Origin of the sequence: Thermanaeromonas sp. C210, assembly GCF_013167955.1 — a bacterium.
Lineage (GTDB): Bacteria > Bacillota > DSM-521 > Neomoorellales > Neomoorellaceae > UBA12545.
Genome location: NZ_BLWF01000002.1, coordinates 327,181 through 346,184, shown reverse-complemented (window position 1 = coordinate 346,184; position 19,004 = coordinate 327,181). Strand labels below are relative to the sequence as shown.

Below are 19,004 nucleotides of genomic sequence, written 5' to 3'. Positions count from 1 at the left end.
GGGCACTGATAAGGCTAGGGGCCTTACCAGGTTACCGAACCTTTTCAAACCTCGAATGCCGTTAGTTGGTCCTTGGGAGTCAGACTATGGGTGCTAAGATTCATAGTCGAGAGGGGAACAGCCCAGACCGTCAGCTAAGGTCCCAAAGGGCGAGCTAAGTGGGGAAGGATGTGGAGCTGCCGAGACAACCAGGATGTTGGCTTAGAAGCAGCCATCATTTAAAGAGTGCGTAATAGCTCACTGGTCGAGTGGCTCTGCGCCGAAAATGTAACGGGGCTAAAGCTCGTCACCGAAGCTGCGGCTGGCTAAGCGTGGGCTTAGCCGGGGTAGGGGAGCGTACTCTGTGCGTCGAAGCTTACCTGTGAGGGTAAGTGGAGCGCAGGGTAGTGAGAATGCCGGCATAAGTAAGCGAGAAGGCAGGTGAGAATCCTGCCCGCCGGAAGCCTAAGGGTTCCTGGGGAAGGCTCGTCCACCCAGGGTAAGCCGGGACCTAAGCCGAGGCCGTAGAGGCGTAGGCGATGGATAAGCGGTTGAGATTCCGCTGCCACCTGGCCACCGTTTGAGGACGGGGTGACGCAGGAGGGTAGGCGCAGCGCACCGTTGGTAGAGTGCGTCCAAGCCAGTAGGGTGTGGGGCAGGGAAATCCGCTCCACGGGAAGCCCGAGAGGTGACGGGGAGGGAAATTAGAGTACCGAACTGGCCGATCCCAAACTGCCGAGAAAAGCCTCTAACGAAGGGGGCCAGGTGCCCGTACCGGAAACCGACACAGGTAGGCGAGGAGAGTATCCACAGGCGCGCGAGCGAACCCTCGTCAAGGAACTCGGCAAAATGACCCCGTAACTTCGGGAGAAGGGGTGCCCCGAGTAGGGTAGCCAAGTGAACACTTGGTGGCCTGAGGGGGCCGCAGAGAAGTGGCCCAAGCGACTGTTTACCAAAAACACAGGTCCCTGCGAAAGCGAAAGCTGAGGTATAGGGGCTGACGCCTGCCCGGTGCTGGAAGGTTAAGGGGAAGGGTTAGTGAGGGGGGTACCCCTTGCGAAGCTCTGAACCGAAGCCCCAGTAAACGGCGGCCGTAACTATAACGGTCCTAAGGTAGCGAAATTCCTTGTCGGGTAAGTTCCGACCCGCACGAAAGGCGTAACGACTTGGGCGCTGTCTCGACGGGGGGCTCGGTGAAATTGTAGTACCCGTGAAGATGCGGGTTACCTGCGGTAGGACAGAAAGACCCCGTGGAGCTTTACTGTAGCCTGACATTGGGTTTTGGTACTTCATGTACAGGATAGGTGGGAGGCGGAGAACCGTGCTCGCCAGGGTGCGGGGAGCCGACGTTGGGATACCACCCTTGGGGTACCGAAATTCTAACCTAGGGCCTGGGACAGGTTTGGGGACAGTGTCAGGTGGGCAGTTTGACTGGGGCGGTCGCCTCCTAAAAGGTAACGGAGGCGTCCAAAGGTACCCTCAGCGCGGACGGAAATCGCGCGTAGAGTGCAAAGGCATAAGGGTGCTTGACTGCGAGACCGACGGGTCGAGCAGGGACGAAAGTCGGGCTTAGTGATCCGGTGGTACCGGATGGAAGGGCCATCGCTCAACGGATAAAAGCTACCCCGGGGATAACAGGCTTATCCCGCCCAAGAGTCCACATCGACGGCGGGGTTTGGCACCTCGATGTCGGCTCATCGCATCCTGGGGCTGAAGTCGGTCCCAAGGGTTGGGCTGTTCGCCCATTAAAGCGGTACGTGAGCTGGGTTCAGAACGTCGTGAGACAGTTCGGTCCCTATCCACCGCAGGCGGAGGAAACTTGAGGGGAGCCGTCCCTAGTACGAGAGGACCGGGATGGACAGACCGCTGGTGTACCAGCTGTTCCGCCAGGGGCACCGCTGGGTAGCCAAGTCTGGAGGGGATAAGCGCTGAAAGCATCTAAGCGCGAAGCCCACCCCGAGATAAGGTTTCCCACCGGGACAACCGGGTAAGACCCCTGGGAGAAGACCAGGTAGATAGGCCGGGAGTGTAAGGGGGGTAACCCCTTTAGCGGACCGGTACTAATCGGTCGAGGGCTTGACCTCTAAAGGCCGAAAAACCTTAGCACTGTGCAGTTTTGAGGGAACAAAACAAAAAAGGGAATATGCTTTCTGGTGGTAATAGCGGAGGGGAAACACCCGTTCCCATCCCGAACACGGAAGTTAAGCCCTCCAGCGCCGATGGTACTGGGTCTATACCCGGGAGAGTAGGTCACCGCCAGAAAGCTTATTTTTTATAAGGCCGGGAGCAGACCCGGACGGATCTGCCCCCGGCCCGAGACCCGCGTTGCTCCGGCCCGCGGCTGTTGCGGCCGGTCGGTAGCCTTCCCGGGGCTAATTTACAAGCCTCTTTTCCCCGCGGATAGCCTGGAGGGGCTTGATGTCCATAGTTACCTCCAGGGTGCCTTGGTAGCGGCCCTCTTCATCCCTTACCGCAAAGTACTGGATGAGTACATACTTATCCCCCAGGGGCAGCCAGAATTTCTCTTCATCCTTGCGGCCCGCCTTGAAATCCTCCAGGAGCTTTTCTACCGCCGGAACGCTGGCAGGTGGGTGGCAGTTTTCCACCTTCCGTCCGATGACGGCCCGCGTCCGCGCAAAGATGCGCTCTCGGGGGGCCGAGAAATACTTGACCACGTTGTCCGTGTCTACAAAGGTTATGTCTACCGGCAGGTAGTTAAAGATAAGGCTTATTTCCTTGGGGGTGAGGAACCCCGTGTCGAACTTGATGTAGCCTTCCTGGCTTTCGGCACCGGCCAGCCTGGGGGCTTCCCGTGCCGGATTTTCCCGGGAGGGTTTCCAGGGCTTAGGAGGCGGAATGAGGCAAAATCCTATTTCCGCGCTCTCCTCCGCGATTTTCTGCCATTCATCTTCCGTCAGAGTTTCCAGCGCCATGGGGAAGAGGATTTTCTCCTCTTTGAAGATCATCTCTTTGATCTTGGCCAGGGTTTTCCTAGCCTTGGCCAGAAGCTCGTCCCGGCGGCCGGCATGTTCGCGGGCCAGGGCTCTGGTTTCTCTGAGGAGGGCCCTTATCTCATCGTCCACTCCCCACATAACTTTGGGCGGACCCGTAATCTGATATTTTTCCAGGTAGGGGAAGAGCAGGTTTTCCTTACGGCTGTAATGCTTATCCAGCTCTCCCAGGGCGTCCAGTTTGACGGCCAGCTCGACGGCGATATCTTTGGCGCGGTCTGCTCCGGCTTTTTCCAGCTCGGCCAGGAGGGGTTCTATCTCCTTCTCCATAAGCTCGATGAGGGCCCTGTTCTCTTCCTTAAAGGTGTGTACGGGATGGCCGGGAGTGAGCTCCGGGGGCGCCACCCTCTCCAGGGATTCCTTGAAGGCGGCGGCATGGACGTCGCAGAGCCTCTGCACCTCTTCCACCGGCAGGCCCTCACGGATTAGTTCCTGTTCAATCAAGGAGATTTCCTTGGGCGAAACATCCCTGATGATTTCCTCAAACTTACCCTTGACTTCCTGCACACTCTTACCCTCGTGGAGGGCCGTGATGACTTCCTTCAGGGCTTTTTTTCTGTATTCCCGGTTGTTGATGAGTTCGCTCATGCTGGGCACCACTCCTTTAAGCTTAGTGTGTACTATTATTCTGTCCCACCAATCCCTTACCGAGTAGTGCAGGACGACTTCACCCTAGGCTTTTGAAGTTGAAAAGACGTGGTAAAAGGAGAAAAACCAAAGATTGGAGCTAAATAAAGGCCTTTATGGGTCCTTAATCAAAGGAGAGAACAGAATTTAGGGGAAAATAACCCCTCACCACGGTTGCCGGAAGAAGGAAAAGGAGTTATAAATTAAAGGGAAAGGTCAAGAATAATCAAAGTCAAACAAGTCGCCTTAGGCGGGCCGGCTATTGTGGATGAAGTCACAGGGAGGTTGGGCTTTAAAGTGGGTTTTACGGAAGGTAAGACTTTAGCCGACCGGATTGAGGAATACTTGAAATGGTTGTTGAGCTCTACCCCGGAGGGCGTGATCGAGGTACAGCGCCAGGAATTGGCCAAGGTCTTTGCCTGTGTTCCTTCCCAGATAACCTATGTATTGGGTACCCGGTTCACCGTCCAGAGGGGTTACCTGGTGGAAAGCCGCCGGGGTGGGGGCGGCTATGTCCGTATAATACAGCTGCCCCTGAAGGATCGGCGCCAGTTCAAACAGTGGGTAGAAGAAGTGATCGGGGAGGAAGTTTCCCAAGAGACGGGAGAGGGTATTATCAACCGCCTGCACCAGGAAGGATTCCTGACCAACCGGGAAAGGATGCTGCTGGAGGCCGTAATGAGTAGCCAGGCCCTGCCCGTAGAGGATTTGCTGGAAAGGAACAGGGTACGGAGCGCCATCTTACGGGCCGTCCTGTTGACTTTAATGCGCAGTGATTTCTGCTGAAGGGGGGTAACGGCCATGTTGTGCGAGCGCTGCCAGCAGAAGCCGGCCAGCGTGCATTTTACCCAAATAGTCAACAACCAGAAGACCGAGCTGAATCTGTGTCCTGATTGTGCACGGGAACTGGAAAATCAATGGAGTTTTTCTTTGCCCAAGTTCTTTGCCAGCCTGTTGAACTACGAACCGGGGTTGGGGTTGACCGTAGACAGGGCCCCCACCCAGTGCGGTGAATGTGGGTTAACCTTTGCTCAATTCCAGCAGGGCGGGCTCCTGGGCTGCCCCGAGTGCTACCATACCTTCGAGTCCCGGCTGGACCCCTTGCTCCGGCGCCTGCACGGCAGCACCCAGCATCGGGGTAAGGTGCCGCGCCGGGCGGGAGGCAATTTGCGCATCCAGCGGGAGATAGACAAGCTCCGCCGTGAACTTCAGGAGCTGGTGGCCCAGGAGGCCTTTGAACGAGCCGCCGAGGTACGGGACCGTATTCGGCAATTGGAAGCCCAATTAGAAAGGTAGGTTCGCCCATGGAAATTAACCTGGAGGGCATGAGCAAGTGGATGGAGGGGTCGGGACCCCATGCCGACATAATCATTTCCAGCCGCATACGCCTGGCCCGGAATTTAAAGGGCATTCCCTTTCCTCCCTTCATGGATGAGCGCCAGGCGGGTAAAGTAGTGCAGATGGTCGGCCGCGCCGTCCGCAGCCCGGCCGTGGAGCAGACCGCCGGCCGCCTGCACCTGCAGAGGCTGCAGGAATTGCCGCCCTTGGAGCGACAAATACTAGTGGAAAAACACCTTATCAGCCCCCAGCTGGCGGAAGCCGAGGGGGAAAAGGCAGTAGTACTCAGGGATGACGAAGCCATTAGCATCATGGTCAATGAAGAAGACCATTTGAGGATTCAGTGCCTCCTGCCGGCCCTTATGTTGCACGAGGGGTGGCGGCTGGCCACGGCCCTGGACGATGCTCTAGAGGAGGAGCTGGATTACGCCTTCGACCAGGTAAAGGGTTATCTCACCACATGCCCTACCAACGTCGGCACGGGCCTGAGGGCTTCGGTTATGGTCCACCTGCCGGCCCTGGTCATCAGCCGACAGGCGGGGCAGATCCTTTCGGCCTTGACCAAGCTGGGAGTGGCGGTACGCGGCCTGTATGGGGAAGGTACAGAAGCCCTGGGCAACCTCTTCCAGATCTCCAATCAGATAACCCTGGGCCGCTCGGAGGAAGAGCTCATCAGCAGCCTTTCGGGAGTAGCTGTTCAGCTGGCGGATCAGGAAAGGGCGGCGCGGGAGCACTTGTATAAGGAAAACCGCTGGCAGCTGGAGGACCGGGTCGGCCGGGCTTACGGGATCCTGTCCCATGCGCGGATCCTCAGCACCCAGGAAGCCCTGCAGCTCATCTCCGACGTTCGCCTGGGTGTGGACATGAGGATTATCCGGGGCATCGACCAGCGTGTTCTAAACCAGTTGACTTTTATGATCCAGCCCGCTTTTCTGCAGCACCTGGCCGGCAAAGAGATGTCTCCTTTTGAGCGGGATGTTCAGAGGGCCAGGCTGGTGCGGGAGAAACTCCAGGGTTAGAAAAAATCCCAAGGGGCTCATGCGGAGCACCCACTTGCTTCTGAGAAATAATCCATATAACTGGATCAACGGGGAGGTAAACGATTATGGCATTACGGTTTACGGAGAGGGCTCACCGCGTACTGCGCTTGGCCCAGGAGGAGGCCCGACACCTCAATCACCCTGCCGTCGGCACGGAACACCTCCTACTGGGCCTCTTAAGGGACGGTGATAGCGTGGCGGCCCGGGCCTTGACGGCCCTGGGCGTGAATCTCAAGGCCGTCAGGGCCGAAATAAGGAAAATCATACGGCCCGGGGAAGGCCCCCCGGCCGGAGAACTGGGGCTCACCCCTAGGGCCAAACGGGTGCTGGAGCTGGCCCAGGAGGAGGCCAGAAGGCAAGGGGTGAATTATGTCGGCACCGAACATATTCTTCTTGGGCTGCTGGAGGAAGGCGAGGGACTGGCCGCCCAGGTTCTGAGCGATCTGAAGTTGGATCCGGATAAGGTGCGTCAGCAGGTCATGGCCCTCTTGGGCGGCGGCCAGCAGCAGACCCAGGGTCCGTGGAGTTTCTTCTTCGGCAATATACCCCTGGGTATGGGCGGTATGGGCATACCCGGTTTTCAGCCCGGGCCGGCTCATACCGGCGTTAAGGCGGGAGGTCGGCCGGGGAGCAACACGCCGGTCCTCGACCAGTTCAGCCGCGACCTGACAGCCCTGGCCCAGGAGGGCAAGTTGGATCCGGTCATCGGCCGGGAAAAGGAGATCGAGAGGGTAGTACAAATCTTAAGCCGGCGCACCAAGAATAACCCCGTGCTTATCGGAGATCCCGGCGTGGGCAAAACGGCCATCGTAGAAGGGCTGGCCCAGCGCATTGTCCAGGGCCAAGTGCCTGAAATTTTACGGGGCAAGCGGGTGGTGGCCCTGGACATGTCGGGTATGGTGGCCGGTACCAAGTACCGGGGTGAGTTCGAGGAACGCTTCAAACGGGTGCTGGAGGAAGTACGGGCGGCCGGGAACATAATCCTCTTCATCGACGAGCTGCATACCCTCATCGGCGCGGGCGCTGCGGAAGGGGCCATTGACGCGGCTAATATCTTAAAGCCGGCCCTGGCCCGGGGTGAGATGCAGACCATCGGAGCCACTACCATTGACGAATATCGCAAACATATTGAAAAGGATGCGGCCCTGGAGCGGCGGTTCCAGCCGGTTATGGTGGAAGAACCTACGGTGGAAGAAACCATCGAGATCCTCAAGGGCCTGCGGGATCGGTATGAAGCCCATCACCGGGTAAAGATAACCGATGAGGCCCTGGAGGCGGCGGCGAGGCTTTCCGACCGCTACATTACGGACCGTTACTTGCCGGACAAAGCCATAGATCTCATAGACGAAGCAGCTTCCCGGGTACGGTTGGCCCTATACACGGCACCAAAGGATCTGAAAGACTTGGAGGCCCGCCTGGAAGAGATCCAGAAGGAAAAGGAGGCCGCCGTTCACGCCCAGGAATTTGAGAAAGCGGCCCAGCTGAGGGACCAGGAGCGGGCCCTCAGGGGAGAGCTGGAGGCGAAGAAGGCCACCTGGGAGAAGGAAAAGGGCCTGGAGAAGTCTACCGTTACGGCAGAGGATATTGCTTATATCGTATCCAGCTGGACGGGAATTCCTGTAGCCCAGCTGGCCCAGGAAGAAACCGAGCGGCTCCTGCGCCTGGAGGAGATACTCCACCAGCGGGTTGTGGGCCAGGACGAGGCGGTGCGGGCCGTGTCGCGGGCCATCCGCCGGGCCAGGGCGGGGCTTAAAGATCCGAAGCGCCCCATCGGCTCCTTTATCTTCCTGGGACCCACCGGGGTGGGCAAGACGGAGCTGGCCCGGGCCCTGGCCGAAGCCCTCTTCGGCGACGAGGAGGCCATGATCCGGCTGGATATGTCCGAATATCAGGAGAAGCACACCGTGTCGCGGATGATCGGTGCGCCTCCCGGCTACGTGGGATACGAAGAGGCTGGCCAGCTCACCGAGGCGGTGCGCAGGCGCCCCTACAGCGTGGTGCTCTTTGACGAGGTGGAAAAGGCCCATCCGGAGGTGTTCAATGTCCTCCTCCAGGTACTGGAGGACGGGCGCCTGACGGACGGCAAGGGCCGTACAGTGGACTTCCGCAACACGGTCATCATTATGACCTCCAATGTGGGCGCCTCCACCATCAAACGCGAGAGCATGGGCTTCAAAGGCAGTGCCGTTCAGGTGGCGGCCGACTCCTATGAGGAAATGAAAAAGCGCATCATGGAGGAGCTGCGCCGGACCTTCCGGCCGGAGTTCTTGAACCGCATTGATGAGATCATCGTGTTCCACGCCCTGGGGCGGGAAGATATTAAGAGAATCGTCGATCTCATGCTGGGAGAGCTTAACCGGCGCCTGAAGGACAGCGGCCTGGAGGTAGAGGTGACGGACGAGGTCAAAGAAATTCTGGTCAAGGAAGGTTTCGATGAGGCCTATGGCGCCCGGCCTTTGCGGCGGGCCATCCAGACCCTGATAGAAGATCCCCTCTCCGATGAAATGCTGCAAGGGAAATTTGCGCCGGGTGACAAAGTGGTGGCGACGGCCGAAGAAGGCAGGATTGTGTTAAAAAAGTCCGGGTCCTAGTACAAGGGGGCCGGCTGCGCCGGGAGCCACCGGGGGGCAAAATTTAGTACGAGCCGGGTGGAGATACCCGGCTTTTTGTTATAATAGGACAAGAAGGTTTGACCCAATAGGGACGGGTGATTCTAACCCATGAAGGTTTTGGGTATAGCGGCCAGCCCCCGGCGCCTGGGCAATAGCGAGCTCCTGCTGGATCTTGCCCTGGAGGGGGCAAGGGAAGGCGGAGCGGATACCCATAAAATAGTTCTGGCCGGACTCGGGATAAATCCCTGCAGGGGATGTGAAGCCTGCCGCAGGGGAAAATGCGTACAGCGGGACGATATGGACCTGCTTTATCCTAAGCTGGAAGCCGCCGATGCGGTTATCCTGGCGTCGCCCATCTATTTTTACGGCCTGACGGCCCAGGCGAAGGCCATGGTGGACCGCTGCCAGGTTTTCTGGAACCGTTCCCGGCAGGAACTCATCGAAGTAGACAGATCTCCCAGACGGGGGGTCCTTATCGCCGTGGGGGCCACCAGGGGGGCTAAACTGTTTGAAGGCGCGGTTTTGACCGCCAAGTATTTCTTCAAGGCCCTGGACATGAGCTACTGGCGGGACCTCTTGGTGAGGGGAGCAGACGAGTGGGGCGCCGTCCGCCGCCGCCCAGAAGTTCTGGCGGAGGCTCGCAACCTCGGGAAGGATTTGGTCCTTACTCATTATCATTCCTGACCTGGCTGTGGAAAAGTTCGGTGAGCGTTTGTTCGGGTTCTCGTACTCTTACCCGGCTGGTGACCTCTGTGACACCCCGGGCTTTGGCAGCCGCCCGTCTGGCGGCCTCAATTTCATCCGGATCTCTGACGTTGCCCTGGAGGATGACCGTACCCTTGACGCTCTCGGCACCTATGTGGCGCCGGTTTACTCGGGGATCGGCGGCCAGTTCTTGGGCTACCTCCAATTCCACTTCTTTATCGGTGATAGGGCCGTCGGTGCTGACGGATATGGCGTTGTCGACCCTTTTAATGCCCGGCAGGCCGGAGGCCAGTTCTTCTGCCCTTTGTTTTTCAATTAACGTATCCACTGTTCCCTGCAGGCGGGCTTCCCCCTCCACCACATCCGCGTTTAGAGCGTAGCCGCGCAGGTCCTTATCGCTCTCGAGGAGCTCTTGGAGCTTTTTCTTGAGTTGCGCGTCTTCTTGGCGGGCCATGTCCATCCCTTCCCCTTAGACGAATATACTCGGGTATTATTTTGCCTCCTCCGGCCCCTTTTTAGCACGAGGGGGCAGGAAAATCTTTTTCGGCGGCGAATAATACCACTACCGCAGAGTTGTATACCAGCTACCCCGGGGGTGCCCGCAAGGGCTGAGAAGTGCTGCGGCACTAACCCTTGGAACCTGATTCTGGGTAATACCAGCGGAGGGAAGTGGGGCAATAGGAACTGATCAAGAGGCCACCTGTTTCCCGGGGTGGTTTTTTTGTACGCAGGGGCCAAAATAAAAAGGAGGCGTGGTATACCAAATGACCCAATTAGAAGCTGCCCGGCAGGGAAAGATAACTCCCCAGATGGAGCGCGTAGCTGCTAAAGAAGGCGTGGACGTCGAAGTGATACGGCAGCGGGTGGCGGAAGGCACTGTGGTAATTCCTGCCAACCTCCACCATACCAACCTGGATCCCTGCGGCATCGGCCAAGGTTTGAGAACAAAAGTTAACGCCAATATCGGCACTTCTACGGCTTTTCCGGATATAGCGGAAGAGCTGCGGAAACTGGAGGCTGCCCTGGAAGCGGGGGCCGACGCGGTGATGGATTTGAGCACCGGCGGGGACATCAATGCCTGTCGTCGTCAGGTGCTGGCCCGCTCCCCGGCGGCGGTAGGCACCGTGCCCATTTACCAGGTTACGGTAGAAGCGCAGAAGCGTCACGGAAGTATGGTGGGCTTTACGGCCGATGAATTGTTTGACGTGATTGAAGCTCAAGCTGCGGATGGCGTGGATTTTATTACCGTGCACTGCGGCGTCACCCTGGAAGTGGTTGAGCGCTTGCGCCGGGAAGGGCGGGTGGCGGACATCGTAAGCCGGGGGGGTTCCTTCCTGGTGGGCTGGATGCTCCATCACGGGGAGGAAAACCCCCTTTACGTCCAGTTTGACCGGCTCCTGGACATTGCCCGGCGGTACGATGTGACCTTGAGCTTGGGCGACGGCCTGCGGCCCGGCTGCCTGGCCGATGCCACGGACCGGGCCCAGATCCAGGAACTGCTTGTCCTGGGCGAATTGGTGGACCGCGCGCGGGCCGCGGGGGTGCAGGCTATGGTAGAGGGACCCGGCCATGTACCGCTGAACCAGGTTGAAGCCAACATCTTGTTGCAGAAGCGCCTCTGCCGTGGAGCCCCCTTCTACGTTCTGGGGCCGATTGTAACCGACGTGGCCCCGGGTTATGATCATATCACCGCCGCCATAGGAGGAGCCATAGCAGCGGCCGCCGGGGCGGATTTCATTTGTTACGTCACCCCTTCCGAGCACTTAGGGCTTCCCACGGTAGAGGACGTGCGGGAAGGTGTTATAGCCGCCCGCATAGCCGGCCATGCCGCCGACCTGGTCAAGGGGGTCCCGGGGGCCTGGGAATGGGACCGGGCTATGGCCAGGGCCCGCAAGGCCCTGGACTGGGAAAAACAGATAGAGCTGGCTTTAGATCCTGTGAAGGCCCGGCGTTATCGGTCCGGGCGTAACGAAGCAGAGGCCGAGGCTTGCTCTATGTGCGGCGACTTTTGTGCCATGCGCATAGTAGGGGAATACCTGGGCAAGACTATGGAGAAGTGTTAGGGGAAGGCTTTGGGCCGGCCGGCGGCGGGCCACTTTAGGTCCCGGCCGCCGAACAGGCCAGCAGTACTTGGTCGGCTCCCGCCATGCCCACACGGGCCAGGCTGGCCACATTGTCCAGGGTTTGGTCTACGGTTTCGGCAATGAGGCCTGAAGGAGAGGCCGTCAGGCCCTGGAGGGTGAGGAGGGCGGTTTTCAAACCCGTTTCCACTCCTACCATAACCTTCAGGCTGCACGAGGGCTTGGCACCGTCGCAGATTATACCGCTTAAACTGCCGGCCAAGTTGCACAAAGTGCGCGTCACCGGGGTAGAATCGCTCCCCAAGAGCCAGAGGCTGGCGGCGGCGATTCCCCAGCTCCCTGCAAAGGCGCTCCCGCATACCCGGGAAAGGCGTCCCAGTTTGTTTTTGGCCCACAGGGTTACGGCGGCAGAAAGGGCCAGGGCCTGGAGCCCTCGGCCCTGCCCAGCCCTGAGCCCCTTGGCCACCAGCCATACGGGCAGCAGGCTGGTGATGCCCTGGTTTCCGCTACCCCCCAGGGTGGCCACCGGTAGGGGCACACCGGACATGCGGGCGTCTACGGCCGCGCAGGCCACGGCTTGGGCGGCCAGGCACACGCCTGCCCAGTTAAAATCGTGGCGGCCGGCGGTTGCAATTTGGCGGGCGATATGCAGGAGGCCCCGGCCTGTACCCAGGCCGCTGCCCTTACGCAAGCCGTGCCGGGCGATGGCCAGATTGGTCTTCGCTGCTTCCTGCAGGAAGGTTAACTTGCCGGGGTCCAGTTGGCTGGCCAGGTGGAAAAGTTCGGTAAAGGTAGTGTTTTCCCAGATACTTTTCGGGGGCTCTGGCCAATTAACGGGCTTAAGGTTATGATGGTTAAGACAGGGGCCTTCTAGGGCTACCAGATTGGTATGATGGTGGCGAATACAGGCCCGGGCCCTATGTACGTTATTCCTAACCTGGGCTTCGATATATAAGTCCTGGAGGGAAGAATCAAAGAAGGCCCTCGCGCGGCCGCTGCGGAACAACTCTTCGGCCTTCACAGCGTCGCGGGGGTCCAGGTCGGCAAAAAGGAGGAGTTCCTTTTGGGGGCTTAAGAAGGCTCCCAAAGCAGCGCTCATGGCCGGGCCTTTTAAAGAAGTATAGGGTAAGCCCACGGCAAGGGCATTGCGGTAGGTTTGGGGATCCAAGACTACTTTGATTTCATGGGGTGGGGCGCCCAGGGCGGCGGTGGCGTAGGCCACGGCTAGGGCGATGGCCGCCGGTTCGGTGCACCCGATGGCCAACTTTATTTCCTTCCGCAGTTCTTCCAGTAATAATTCCCCGCCCATCATATGTTACTCATCCTTTTCTTCAAAAATTAACTGTAACTTAATTATAACACGATAAATGATATAATGTCCATAATTAATCGGTCGTCAGGCTGGTGAAGTTCGAGTGGCAAGGGTGCGGCTCAAGAGAAATGAAGAAATGCGGGTTAAAGACGGTCACCCCTGGGTTTACAGGACGGAGATAGAGGAGATTTATGGCTCTTTTGAACCGGGCGATATAGTGGAAGTAGAGGATAACCGCGGCAGATTCTTAGGCCGGGGATACATAAACCCGGTCTCCATGATCACGGTTCGCCTGCTGACTTATCAACGCGACGAAGAAGTTGATGAAAGCTTCTGGCGGCGGCGCCTGTTGGCTGCCTGGAATTACCGCCAGCAGGTCCTTAAGGGGGCCGATACGGATTCTTACCGGGTGGTATTCGGCGAGGCAGATTTCCTGCCCGGTTTGATTGTAGATAAGTTCGGCCCTTATCTTGTGTTTCAGACCCTGGCCCTGGGGATCGACCGTTTCCGGGAAACGCTGGTTGAGCTCTTGGACGACATAATTAAGCCTGACGGGATTTATGAGCGCAACGATGCGGCGGTGCGGGAACTAGAGGGTCTGGAACTGCGCACCGGCTTCCTCAAGGGCCGTTTTGACCCCCTGGTGACCATTCGGGAAAACGGGATTAAGCTGTACGTGGATATGGCTCGGGGCCAGAAGACGGGCTATTTTCTCGACCAGCGGGAAAACAGGGCGGCCATAAGACCCCTCGTCGGAGGAGCACGCGTGTTAGACTGCTTCTGCCATACCGGAAGTTTCAGCCTTCACGCAGCCAGTTTTGGCGCGCGGGAAGTGCTGGGCCTGGATATTTCGGAAGAAGCCGTGGCTATGGCGCGGCGCAACGCCGCCCTAAACGGTTACGAGGGCATCTGCTCGTTTGAGGTGGCCAATGTATTCGATGCCTTAAGGGAAATGGACCGGTCCGGCGAGAGATATGATGTGGTTATTTTGGACCCGCCCGCCTTTGTCAAAAGCCGAAAAGCTTTAGAAGGAGCCGTCCGGGGCTATAAAGAAATCAACTTGAGGGCCATGAAGCTTTTGTCTCCCGGTGGATTCCTGGTGACCTGTTCTTGTTCTTACTATATGCCGGAGGACCTTTTCTGGGGGGTCGTTTTCAGCGCGGCCCGGGACGCCCGTCGCCGACTGCGCCTTGTGGCCCGGCGGGGCCAGGCGCCTGACCATCCCGTTCTTATGGGTTACGATGAGTCCCGTTACCTCAAATGCCTGTTCTTCCAGGTGTTATGAGGAAGTGGGGGCGTGAGCGGGGAAAGAGTATCATGGGGGTTCCTTTACCTGAGGAGCTTTACGCGGCGACATTCCTAGATAGGCCCAATCGCTTTACGGTAAGGGCCTGGTGCCGGGGAAGTGTGGTCCAGGCCTTCCTGGCCGACCCCGGAAGGCTGGTCGAGCTGTTGCAGCCGGGGGTGGAACTCTATCTCACCCGCCGGGAGGTCCCGGCACGCCGTACCCAGTTCGATGTAGTGCTGGCGCGCCACGGGGAGGTGCTGGTGGCCCTGGACAGCCGTCTGCCCAATAAGGTTTTTGCCCAGGCGGTTCGAAGCGGGGAGCTACCCGAATTTGAAGGCTATGACCGCCTGCAGCCGGAAGTTCGGGTGGGGGACAGCCGGTTGGATTTCCTGCTAACCGCCCCGGGGAAACCACCCTGCTACGTTGAAGTGAAATCCGTCACCCTGGTCATTGATGGGGAAGGGCGTTTTCCCGATGCGCCTACTACCAGGGGCAGCCGCCACTTGCAGGAGCTGATGGGGCTTAAGGCCCGAGGTTACCGGGCGGCGGTGGTCTTCCTCATTCAGCGGGAAGACGCCGGCAGGTTTGCTCCCAACGAGGGGACGGATCCCCTGTTTGCCCGCACTTTACAGCAGGCCGCCGGTCTGGGGGTGGAGGTGTGGGCCTACCGCTGCCGGGTGGACCTGAAGGAAATAAGACTGGGGCGGCGGGTAGAGGTTAATTTGTGAGGCGGCCGCTGTTTTCTTAACAATTTCTTGATAATTTCTTGATTGCTGTCCCATAAGGGCTTTCCATACTAACAACTGGGGGCAGGGAATAACCTGCCCGGAAAAATTGCGAAGGGGGTCAAGTATATGAAACGCCCATGGTGGATTGCCGTTCTCTTGGTGCTGCTGCTGGGTCTCTTCCTCACTCCAGCCTTTGCAGGAGATTCCGGCAGCAGCAGGCCCGGTTGGGGATTGCGACTGGGACGGGTACAGGAGGGTCTAGTGGCAACTGTCGCGGATATCCTGGGGTTGGACCGGGAGAAAGTTTTAGAGGAGCGTCATTCCGGCCGGTCCCTGGCGGAGATTGCCGAAACCCAGGGGGTCGATAAAGACCAGCTCGTGCAGAAAGTTTTGGAGGAACGCCAGGGGATTTTAGAGCAAATGGTCGCCGAAGGTCGCATTACCAGAGAGCAGGCTAATCTCTGCCTGGAAAATATGAAACGGCGCGTTGAGTATACTATTAACCGTACCTCTGTAGGGCCGCCCTCGTGGGCCGGGAAAGGCTCTGGTAACGGGCAGTCTGCGGCTAGAGGCAACGGCTTTGGCCAGGCCGGGATGGGCCGCGGCCTTGGACTGGGGAATGGAGGAAACAGCAGGTAATTGTAATTGGGCATATGGGAACAGGCGGGGGTTACCAGCCCCCGCTATACTTGTATAAAAAAGATGCGGGGTTTAACGGCCACTTTAAGGTCTGTGGAGCACCTGCTGCCTCAAGTAGCCTTGGAATCGTACTCCTGGGAGGGTTAAAATAGCAATTAGCCGGGGATTTTGCGTGGGATGAGAGAGGGCATACCAGGGAGGGCAGTTAAAAAGATGGGTGCGCCGTTAATTCTGGTAGTAGAAGACGAAGAAAAGATCAAGGACATGGTGGCCGGGTACCTGACCAGGGAAGGATTTCGAGTTCAAACGGCAGTTACAGGTCTTGAAGCCCTACAGCTTTTGGAACGGCATAAATTTGATCTGGTGGTCCTCGACTGGATGCTGCCAGGGCTAAGCGGTTTAGAAGTTTGCAAACAGGTGAGGCAAAAATCCGATGTCCCTATAATTATGCTAACCGCCAGGAGTGAAGAAGTGGATAAACTTCTGGGCCTAGAGCTGGGGGCGGATGATTATATAACCAAGCCTTTTAGCCTGCGAGAGCTGGTGGCACGCATAAAAGTGGTATTGAGGCGGAGCAAAGGGCAGGAAACATCCCGGCAGGAAGAACTAACCATTGGCGATCTTTACATAAATTTCACTACTCGGGAGGTAAGGATAGATCAACGCGAAATAGAACTAACTCCTACCGAATTTGCCCTTCTTTCGGTTATGGCTCGCCATCCGGGCCGGGTCTTTAGCCGCATGCAGCTATTAGATTTAGCTCTGGGGGAAGCTTTTTTAGGTTACGAGCGCTCAGTGGATACCCATATAAGCAATTTACGCAAGAAGATCGAAAAAGATCCCGGGAATCCCGAATACATACTTACCGTTTACGGGGTGGGCTATAAATTCAGGCCCAGGTGAGGTATGAGGCTGCACCTTAAAATTACCGCTGCTATGGTGGCCGTAGCTGTAGCAGCTATAGCTTTGGTAGCTGTCACTTCCAATAGAATTGCCGGTCGCTCCTTTAACACTTATTTAAACCGCCAGAAGGAACTCAGGGTGGGGGAATGGCAGTCTATTCTGCTTTCCTATTACCGCCAGAATGGAAGTTTGGAAGGTGTTCAGTCGTTATTCAGTTATCCCCGGCCCGGGTGGGGACGGGGTGGGCCAGGCTTTCCGGGACGGGGAGGCCTGGAAAGGATTGTAATCACAGATCAGGACGGAAGAGTAATCGGGGATTCGGAAGGAACCTCTCTGGGCCAAAGGTTAAGTCCGGCTGAACTAAAAAGGGCTGTTCCCTTAAGTTATGACCAGAGCACTATCGGCTATTTGTTAATAACTACCAGGTCCGGAACAGGAATCCGTTCCCTAGAACAGGAATTTCAAAACAGTGTGTTACTGGGCATCATCTTAAGCGGTTTATTAGCCTCCCTGCTGGCCATGGGCCTGGGATTATTTCTTGCCCGCCGGCTTACTTCGCCTCTGAGGGGATTGGTATCTGCCGCGCGAAAAATTGCCGGCCGCCAGTGGAAACACCGGGTGACCATTACCAGTCAAGACGAAATAGGAGAGCTGGCCGCAGCCTTTAACTCCATGGCTGAAAGCTTGGAGCGTTACGAAGATGCGCGCAAGAATCTGATGGCTGACATGGCCCATGAGTTGCGGACTCCATTGGCCATATTAAGGGGCAACTTAGAAGCAATACAGGAAGGAATATCTAAGCCTACGCCGGAACTCATGGCTTCCTTACACGATGAAGTCTTGAGGCTTTCCCGCCTGGTGAAAGATTTGCAGGAACTCAGCTTGGCGGAGATGGGAAAACTTAATCTCCACTTCCAGGAGGTCTCCCTGGAAGAGCTGCTGGAAAGGGTAACAACTACCTTTGCAGCTGAAGCTGCTGCCCGCGATATAAACTTCCAGGTCCAAATAGATAAGCCTCTGCCACTGATGAGTCTGGACCCCGACCGTATAACCCAGGTTTTTTTAAACCTGTTGTCCAATGCATTACGCTACACCCCTCCAGGAGGACTAGTTAGCCTGCAGGTGGAAAAAGAGAGAGATTTTCTTCACTTTCGGATTAGTGACACTGGGCCGGGTATAGATCCTGAGGATTTGCCCTATATCTTCGAGCGCTTCTACCGCTCTCGAGTTTCCCAATCACAGGCTGAAGGAGGGACAGGCCTTGGTTTGGCCATTGCCAGAGAGATTGTGGTGGCTCACGGGGGTCGTATATGGGCGGAGAGCGCACCCGGTCAGGGTAGCACCTTTCATTTTGTTTTGCCGCTTAAGACCGTTAAGTCACTCTGATTTCGTCAAAGTAGCTCTGGCGTGGAGCCTGGCTCACTCCGGGAACCTATGGTACCGGTGTTGCTGAACTGGTCCAGGCCACCAGTGCCTGGGAGGACCAGAAGGACCTGGTGGATACTTACATGAACCGCATGTCCTACATTGACGGGAAGACCGTTTATGGCTTGCCGTCGAAGGAGGTTTTCCAGGAAATCCTAAAAAGCGTGGATATTGCCCTAAGGAAGCTCTATCCTATCTGTCAGGGTTGTCCCAAGCTTTACGCAGTAACACCGGAAAAGTAAACAGGCAGCTTGACCGGCCGAGGCGAGCACCCGAGCTCGCCCTGTTGCTTTTTCTTCCGCAAAAAGCAATAATTTTATTGACATATGGTCATAATAGGAATACAATATAAATGAACTAATGACCATAACTCGAGTTGAGGGGGGCAAATACACGGTGAAAGTGGCTATAACAGCCCAAGAACCAAACTTGGACTCCACCGTAGAACCGCGCTTTGGCCGTTGCCCTTATTTTATTCTCATGGACACCGAAAAAAACGCTGTAGAGGCAATTGCCAATGATGGCGCTGGATCTGGAGGCGGGGCAGGTATCGCTGCTTCCCAGGCGTTGATCAATCGAGGCGTGAAGGCGGTAATCACTGGCCAGGTAGGTCCCAAGGCCATGCGAGTTCTCCAGGAAGCGGGGATCAGGGTTTACCATGCGACTTCAATGACTGTCCGCGCGGCCCTGGAACAATGGCAGCAAGGGAAGTTAACGGAGATTTCTTAAACTACCGAAAGGTTGGCTTAATAGCCGAGGGGGAGGTAAAAGAATTTGAAGATAGCAGTAGCAACTGAGGGGAATATGGTGGCCGAGCATTTTGGGCACTGTTCCCAGTATACTTTATTTGAAGTTGAGGACCAGAGGGTAATCAGTAAAACAGTTATCCCTAATCCCGGCCACCAACCGGGATTTTTACCGGGATATTTAGCTAATTTGGGCGTAAAATGTGTTATTGCCGGCGGGATGGGTGCCAGGGCGGTGGAGCTGTTTGCCGAACGCGGTATCCAGACCATTACCGGTGCCAGCGGTCCAGTAGATGAAGTAGTCCAGGCTTACTTGAGGGGTAACCTGCAAACCCGCGGCGGCGTTTGTGATCACGGACATCACGGATGTTAATTTAAAGGCGGGAGGAAGATGACCATGGCTGTACGGGTGGAGGCAGAAAAGTGCACGGGGTGTGGGAGCTGTGTGGATGTATGTCCCATGGCTGCCATTACGGTGGAAGAGGTGGCTGTGATTAATGAAGATGAGTGTGTGGAATGCGGTACCTGCGTAGAGGAATGCCCCAATGGAGCGCTAGTCTTGGAATAGAG

The 19,004-nt window shown here is 57.1% G+C and carries 17 protein-coding genes, 2 rRNA genes, 1 pseudogene and 1 riboswitch (1 of these 21 running past the window's edge); of the genes and pseudogenes, 17 read left to right on the top strand and 3 right to left on the bottom strand.

All coding sequences use genetic code 11. From position 1 onward, the window contains the following. Together TAMC210_RS05775 and rrf are read left to right on the top strand one after the other, a co-directional pair. A 23S ribosomal RNA gene (locus tag TAMC210_RS05775) occupies positions 1-2,063 on the top strand (it extends 951 nt beyond the left edge of the window). A 65-nt stretch (positions 2,064-2,128) separates the two neighbouring features. Beyond that, positions 2,129-2,241, top strand: a 5S ribosomal RNA gene (rrf, locus tag TAMC210_RS05770). Between the two features lie 110 nt (positions 2,242-2,351). Here rrf and TAMC210_RS05765 read toward each other — a convergent pair. Next, positions 2,352-3,578 carry a DUF438 domain-containing protein gene (locus TAMC210_RS05765; protein ID WP_173297844.1) on the bottom strand — a complete coding sequence of 409 codons (1,227 nt, stop codon included), beginning with the start codon at positions 3,576-3,578 and terminating at the stop codon, positions 2,352-2,354. 336 nt (positions 3,579-3,914) lie between these two features. Here TAMC210_RS05765 and TAMC210_RS05760 point away from each other — a divergent pair, with 336 nt between their 5' ends. From TAMC210_RS05760 to TAMC210_RS05740, 5 genes are all read left to right on the top strand, one after another. Then, positions 3,915-4,403, top strand: a complete 489-nt coding sequence (locus TAMC210_RS05760; protein ID WP_173297843.1) for a CtsR family transcriptional regulator — start codon at positions 3,915-3,917, stop codon at positions 4,401-4,403. A gap of 15 nt (positions 4,404-4,418) precedes the next feature. Continuing rightward, entirely contained in the window at positions 4,419-4,913 is a 495-nt protein-coding gene (locus TAMC210_RS05755) for a UvrB/UvrC motif-containing protein (protein ID WP_173297842.1), read from the top strand. Between the two features lie 8 nt (positions 4,914-4,921). Next, complete coding sequence (locus TAMC210_RS05750; protein WP_173297841.1) at positions 4,922-5,974, top strand: protein arginine kinase; 1,053 nt, start codon at positions 4,922-4,924, stop codon at positions 5,972-5,974. A gap of 86 nt (positions 5,975-6,060) precedes the next feature. Next, complete coding sequence (locus TAMC210_RS05745) at positions 6,061-8,586, top strand: ATP-dependent Clp protease ATP-binding subunit (protein ID WP_173297840.1); 2,526 nt, start codon at positions 6,061-6,063, stop codon at positions 8,584-8,586. 129 nt (positions 8,587-8,715) lie between these two features. After that, entirely contained in the window at positions 8,716-9,291 is a 576-nt protein-coding gene (locus tag TAMC210_RS05740; RefSeq protein WP_173297839.1) for a flavodoxin family protein, read from the top strand. Here the strand turns inward: TAMC210_RS05740 and TAMC210_RS05735 are convergent. After that, positions 9,272-9,766 (bottom strand): BON domain-containing protein, encoded by a 495-nt coding sequence (locus TAMC210_RS05735; RefSeq protein ID WP_173297838.1) that lies wholly within the window; start codon positions 9,764-9,766, stop codon positions 9,272-9,274. The two genes, TAMC210_RS05740 and TAMC210_RS05735, sit on opposite strands and share 20 nt — an antisense overlap. 127 nt (positions 9,767-9,893) lie before the next feature. Next, a riboswitch (TPP riboswitch) is annotated at positions 9,894-9,997 on the top strand. 79 nt (positions 9,998-10,076) lie between these two features. Here TAMC210_RS05735 and thiC point away from each other — a divergent pair. Then, entirely contained in the window at positions 10,077-11,375 is a 1,299-nt protein-coding gene (thiC, locus tag TAMC210_RS05730) for a phosphomethylpyrimidine synthase ThiC (RefSeq protein ID WP_173297837.1), read from the top strand. 34 nt (positions 11,376-11,409) lie between these two features. Here the strand turns inward: thiC and TAMC210_RS05725 are convergent, their stop codons facing one another. Beyond that, positions 11,410-12,705 carry an L-serine ammonia-lyase, iron-sulfur-dependent, subunit alpha gene (locus TAMC210_RS05725; RefSeq protein WP_173297836.1) on the bottom strand — a complete coding sequence of 432 codons (1,296 nt, stop codon included), beginning with the start codon at positions 12,703-12,705 and terminating at the stop codon, positions 11,410-11,412. A gap of 103 nt (positions 12,706-12,808) precedes the next feature. Here TAMC210_RS05725 and TAMC210_RS05720 point away from each other — a divergent pair, with 103 nt between their 5' ends. From TAMC210_RS05720 to TAMC210_RS05680, 9 genes and pseudogenes are all read left to right on the top strand, one after another. Next, the gene (locus TAMC210_RS05720) at positions 12,809-13,990 is read left to right on the top strand and encodes a class I SAM-dependent rRNA methyltransferase (protein WP_173297835.1); all 1,182 of its coding nucleotides are present in this window, start codon (positions 12,809-12,811) and stop codon (positions 13,988-13,990) included. 32 nt (positions 13,991-14,022) lie between these two features. Next, the gene (sfsA, locus tag TAMC210_RS05715) at positions 14,023-14,721 is read left to right on the top strand and encodes a DNA/RNA nuclease SfsA (protein ID WP_173297834.1); all 699 of its coding nucleotides are present in this window, start codon (positions 14,023-14,025) and stop codon (positions 14,719-14,721) included. A 126-nt stretch (positions 14,722-14,847) separates the two neighbouring features. Then, entirely contained in the window at positions 14,848-15,360 is a 513-nt protein-coding gene (locus tag TAMC210_RS05710; protein ID WP_173297833.1) for a hypothetical protein, read from the top strand. A gap of 213 nt (positions 15,361-15,573) precedes the next feature. Beyond that, the gene (locus tag TAMC210_RS05705) at positions 15,574-16,263 is read left to right on the top strand and encodes a response regulator transcription factor (RefSeq protein WP_173297832.1); all 690 of its coding nucleotides are present in this window, start codon (positions 15,574-15,576) and stop codon (positions 16,261-16,263) included. A gap of 3 nt (positions 16,264-16,266) precedes the next feature. After that, positions 16,267-17,649 (top strand): sensor histidine kinase, encoded by a 1,383-nt coding sequence (locus TAMC210_RS05700; RefSeq protein ID WP_173297831.1) that lies wholly within the window; start codon positions 16,267-16,269, stop codon positions 17,647-17,649. A 50-nt stretch (positions 17,650-17,699) separates the two neighbouring features. Next, positions 17,700-17,930 (top strand): annotated as a pseudogene (locus tag TAMC210_RS05695) (cobaltochelatase subunit CobN); the annotation flags it as partial. Positions 17,931-18,084: 154 nt separating this feature from the next. After that, positions 18,085-18,417, top strand: a complete 333-nt coding sequence (locus TAMC210_RS05690; protein WP_173297830.1) for a NifB/NifX family molybdenum-iron cluster-binding protein — start codon at positions 18,085-18,087, stop codon at positions 18,415-18,417. Between the two features lie 45 nt (positions 18,418-18,462). Then, a complete protein-coding gene (locus tag TAMC210_RS05685; RefSeq protein WP_217267281.1) occupies positions 18,463-18,807 on the top strand; it encodes a NifB/NifX family molybdenum-iron cluster-binding protein in 345 nt (114 codons plus the stop codon). Between the two features lie 24 nt (positions 18,808-18,831). Beyond that, the gene (locus TAMC210_RS05680; protein WP_173297829.1) at positions 18,832-19,002 is read left to right on the top strand and encodes a 4Fe-4S binding protein; all 171 of its coding nucleotides are present in this window, start codon (positions 18,832-18,834) and stop codon (positions 19,000-19,002) included. Positions 19,003-19,004 lie beyond the last annotated feature (2 nt).

Bases quoted from the DNA above. Each gene is read 5' to 3' on its own strand.
- TAMC210_RS05765 (WP_173297844.1), bottom strand. From the start codon at position 3,578: ATGAGCGAACTCATCAACAACCGGGAATACAGAAAAAAAGCCCTGAAG.
- TAMC210_RS05755 (WP_173297842.1), top strand. From the start codon at position 4,419: ATGTTGTGCGAGCGCTGCCAGCAGAAGCCGGCCAGCGTGCATTTTACC.
- TAMC210_RS05750 (WP_173297841.1), top strand. From the start codon at position 4,922: ATGGAAATTAACCTGGAGGGCATGAGCAAGTGGATGGAGGGGTCGGGA.
- TAMC210_RS05745 (WP_173297840.1), top strand. From the start codon at position 6,061: ATGGCATTACGGTTTACGGAGAGGGCTCACCGCGTACTGCGCTTGGCC.
- TAMC210_RS05740 (WP_173297839.1), top strand. From the start codon at position 8,716: ATGAAGGTTTTGGGTATAGCGGCCAGCCCCCGGCGCCTGGGCAATAGC.
- TAMC210_RS05735 (WP_173297838.1), bottom strand. From the start codon at position 9,766: ATGGCCCGCCAAGAAGACGCGCAACTCAAGAAAAAGCTCCAAGAGCTC.
- thiC (WP_173297837.1), top strand. From the start codon at position 10,077: ATGACCCAATTAGAAGCTGCCCGGCAGGGAAAGATAACTCCCCAGATG.
- TAMC210_RS05725 (WP_173297836.1), bottom strand. From the start codon at position 12,705: ATGATGGGCGGGGAATTATTACTGGAAGAACTGCGGAAGGAAATAAAG.
- sfsA (WP_173297834.1), top strand. From the start codon at position 14,023: ATGGGGGTTCCTTTACCTGAGGAGCTTTACGCGGCGACATTCCTAGAT.
- TAMC210_RS05710 (WP_173297833.1), top strand. From the start codon at position 14,848: ATGAAACGCCCATGGTGGATTGCCGTTCTCTTGGTGCTGCTGCTGGGT.
- TAMC210_RS05705 (WP_173297832.1), top strand. From the start codon at position 15,574: ATGGGTGCGCCGTTAATTCTGGTAGTAGAAGACGAAGAAAAGATCAAG.
- TAMC210_RS05700 (WP_173297831.1), top strand. From the start codon at position 16,267: ATGAGGCTGCACCTTAAAATTACCGCTGCTATGGTGGCCGTAGCTGTA.
- TAMC210_RS05680 (WP_173297829.1), top strand. From the start codon at position 18,832: ATGGCTGTACGGGTGGAGGCAGAAAAGTGCACGGGGTGTGGGAGCTGT.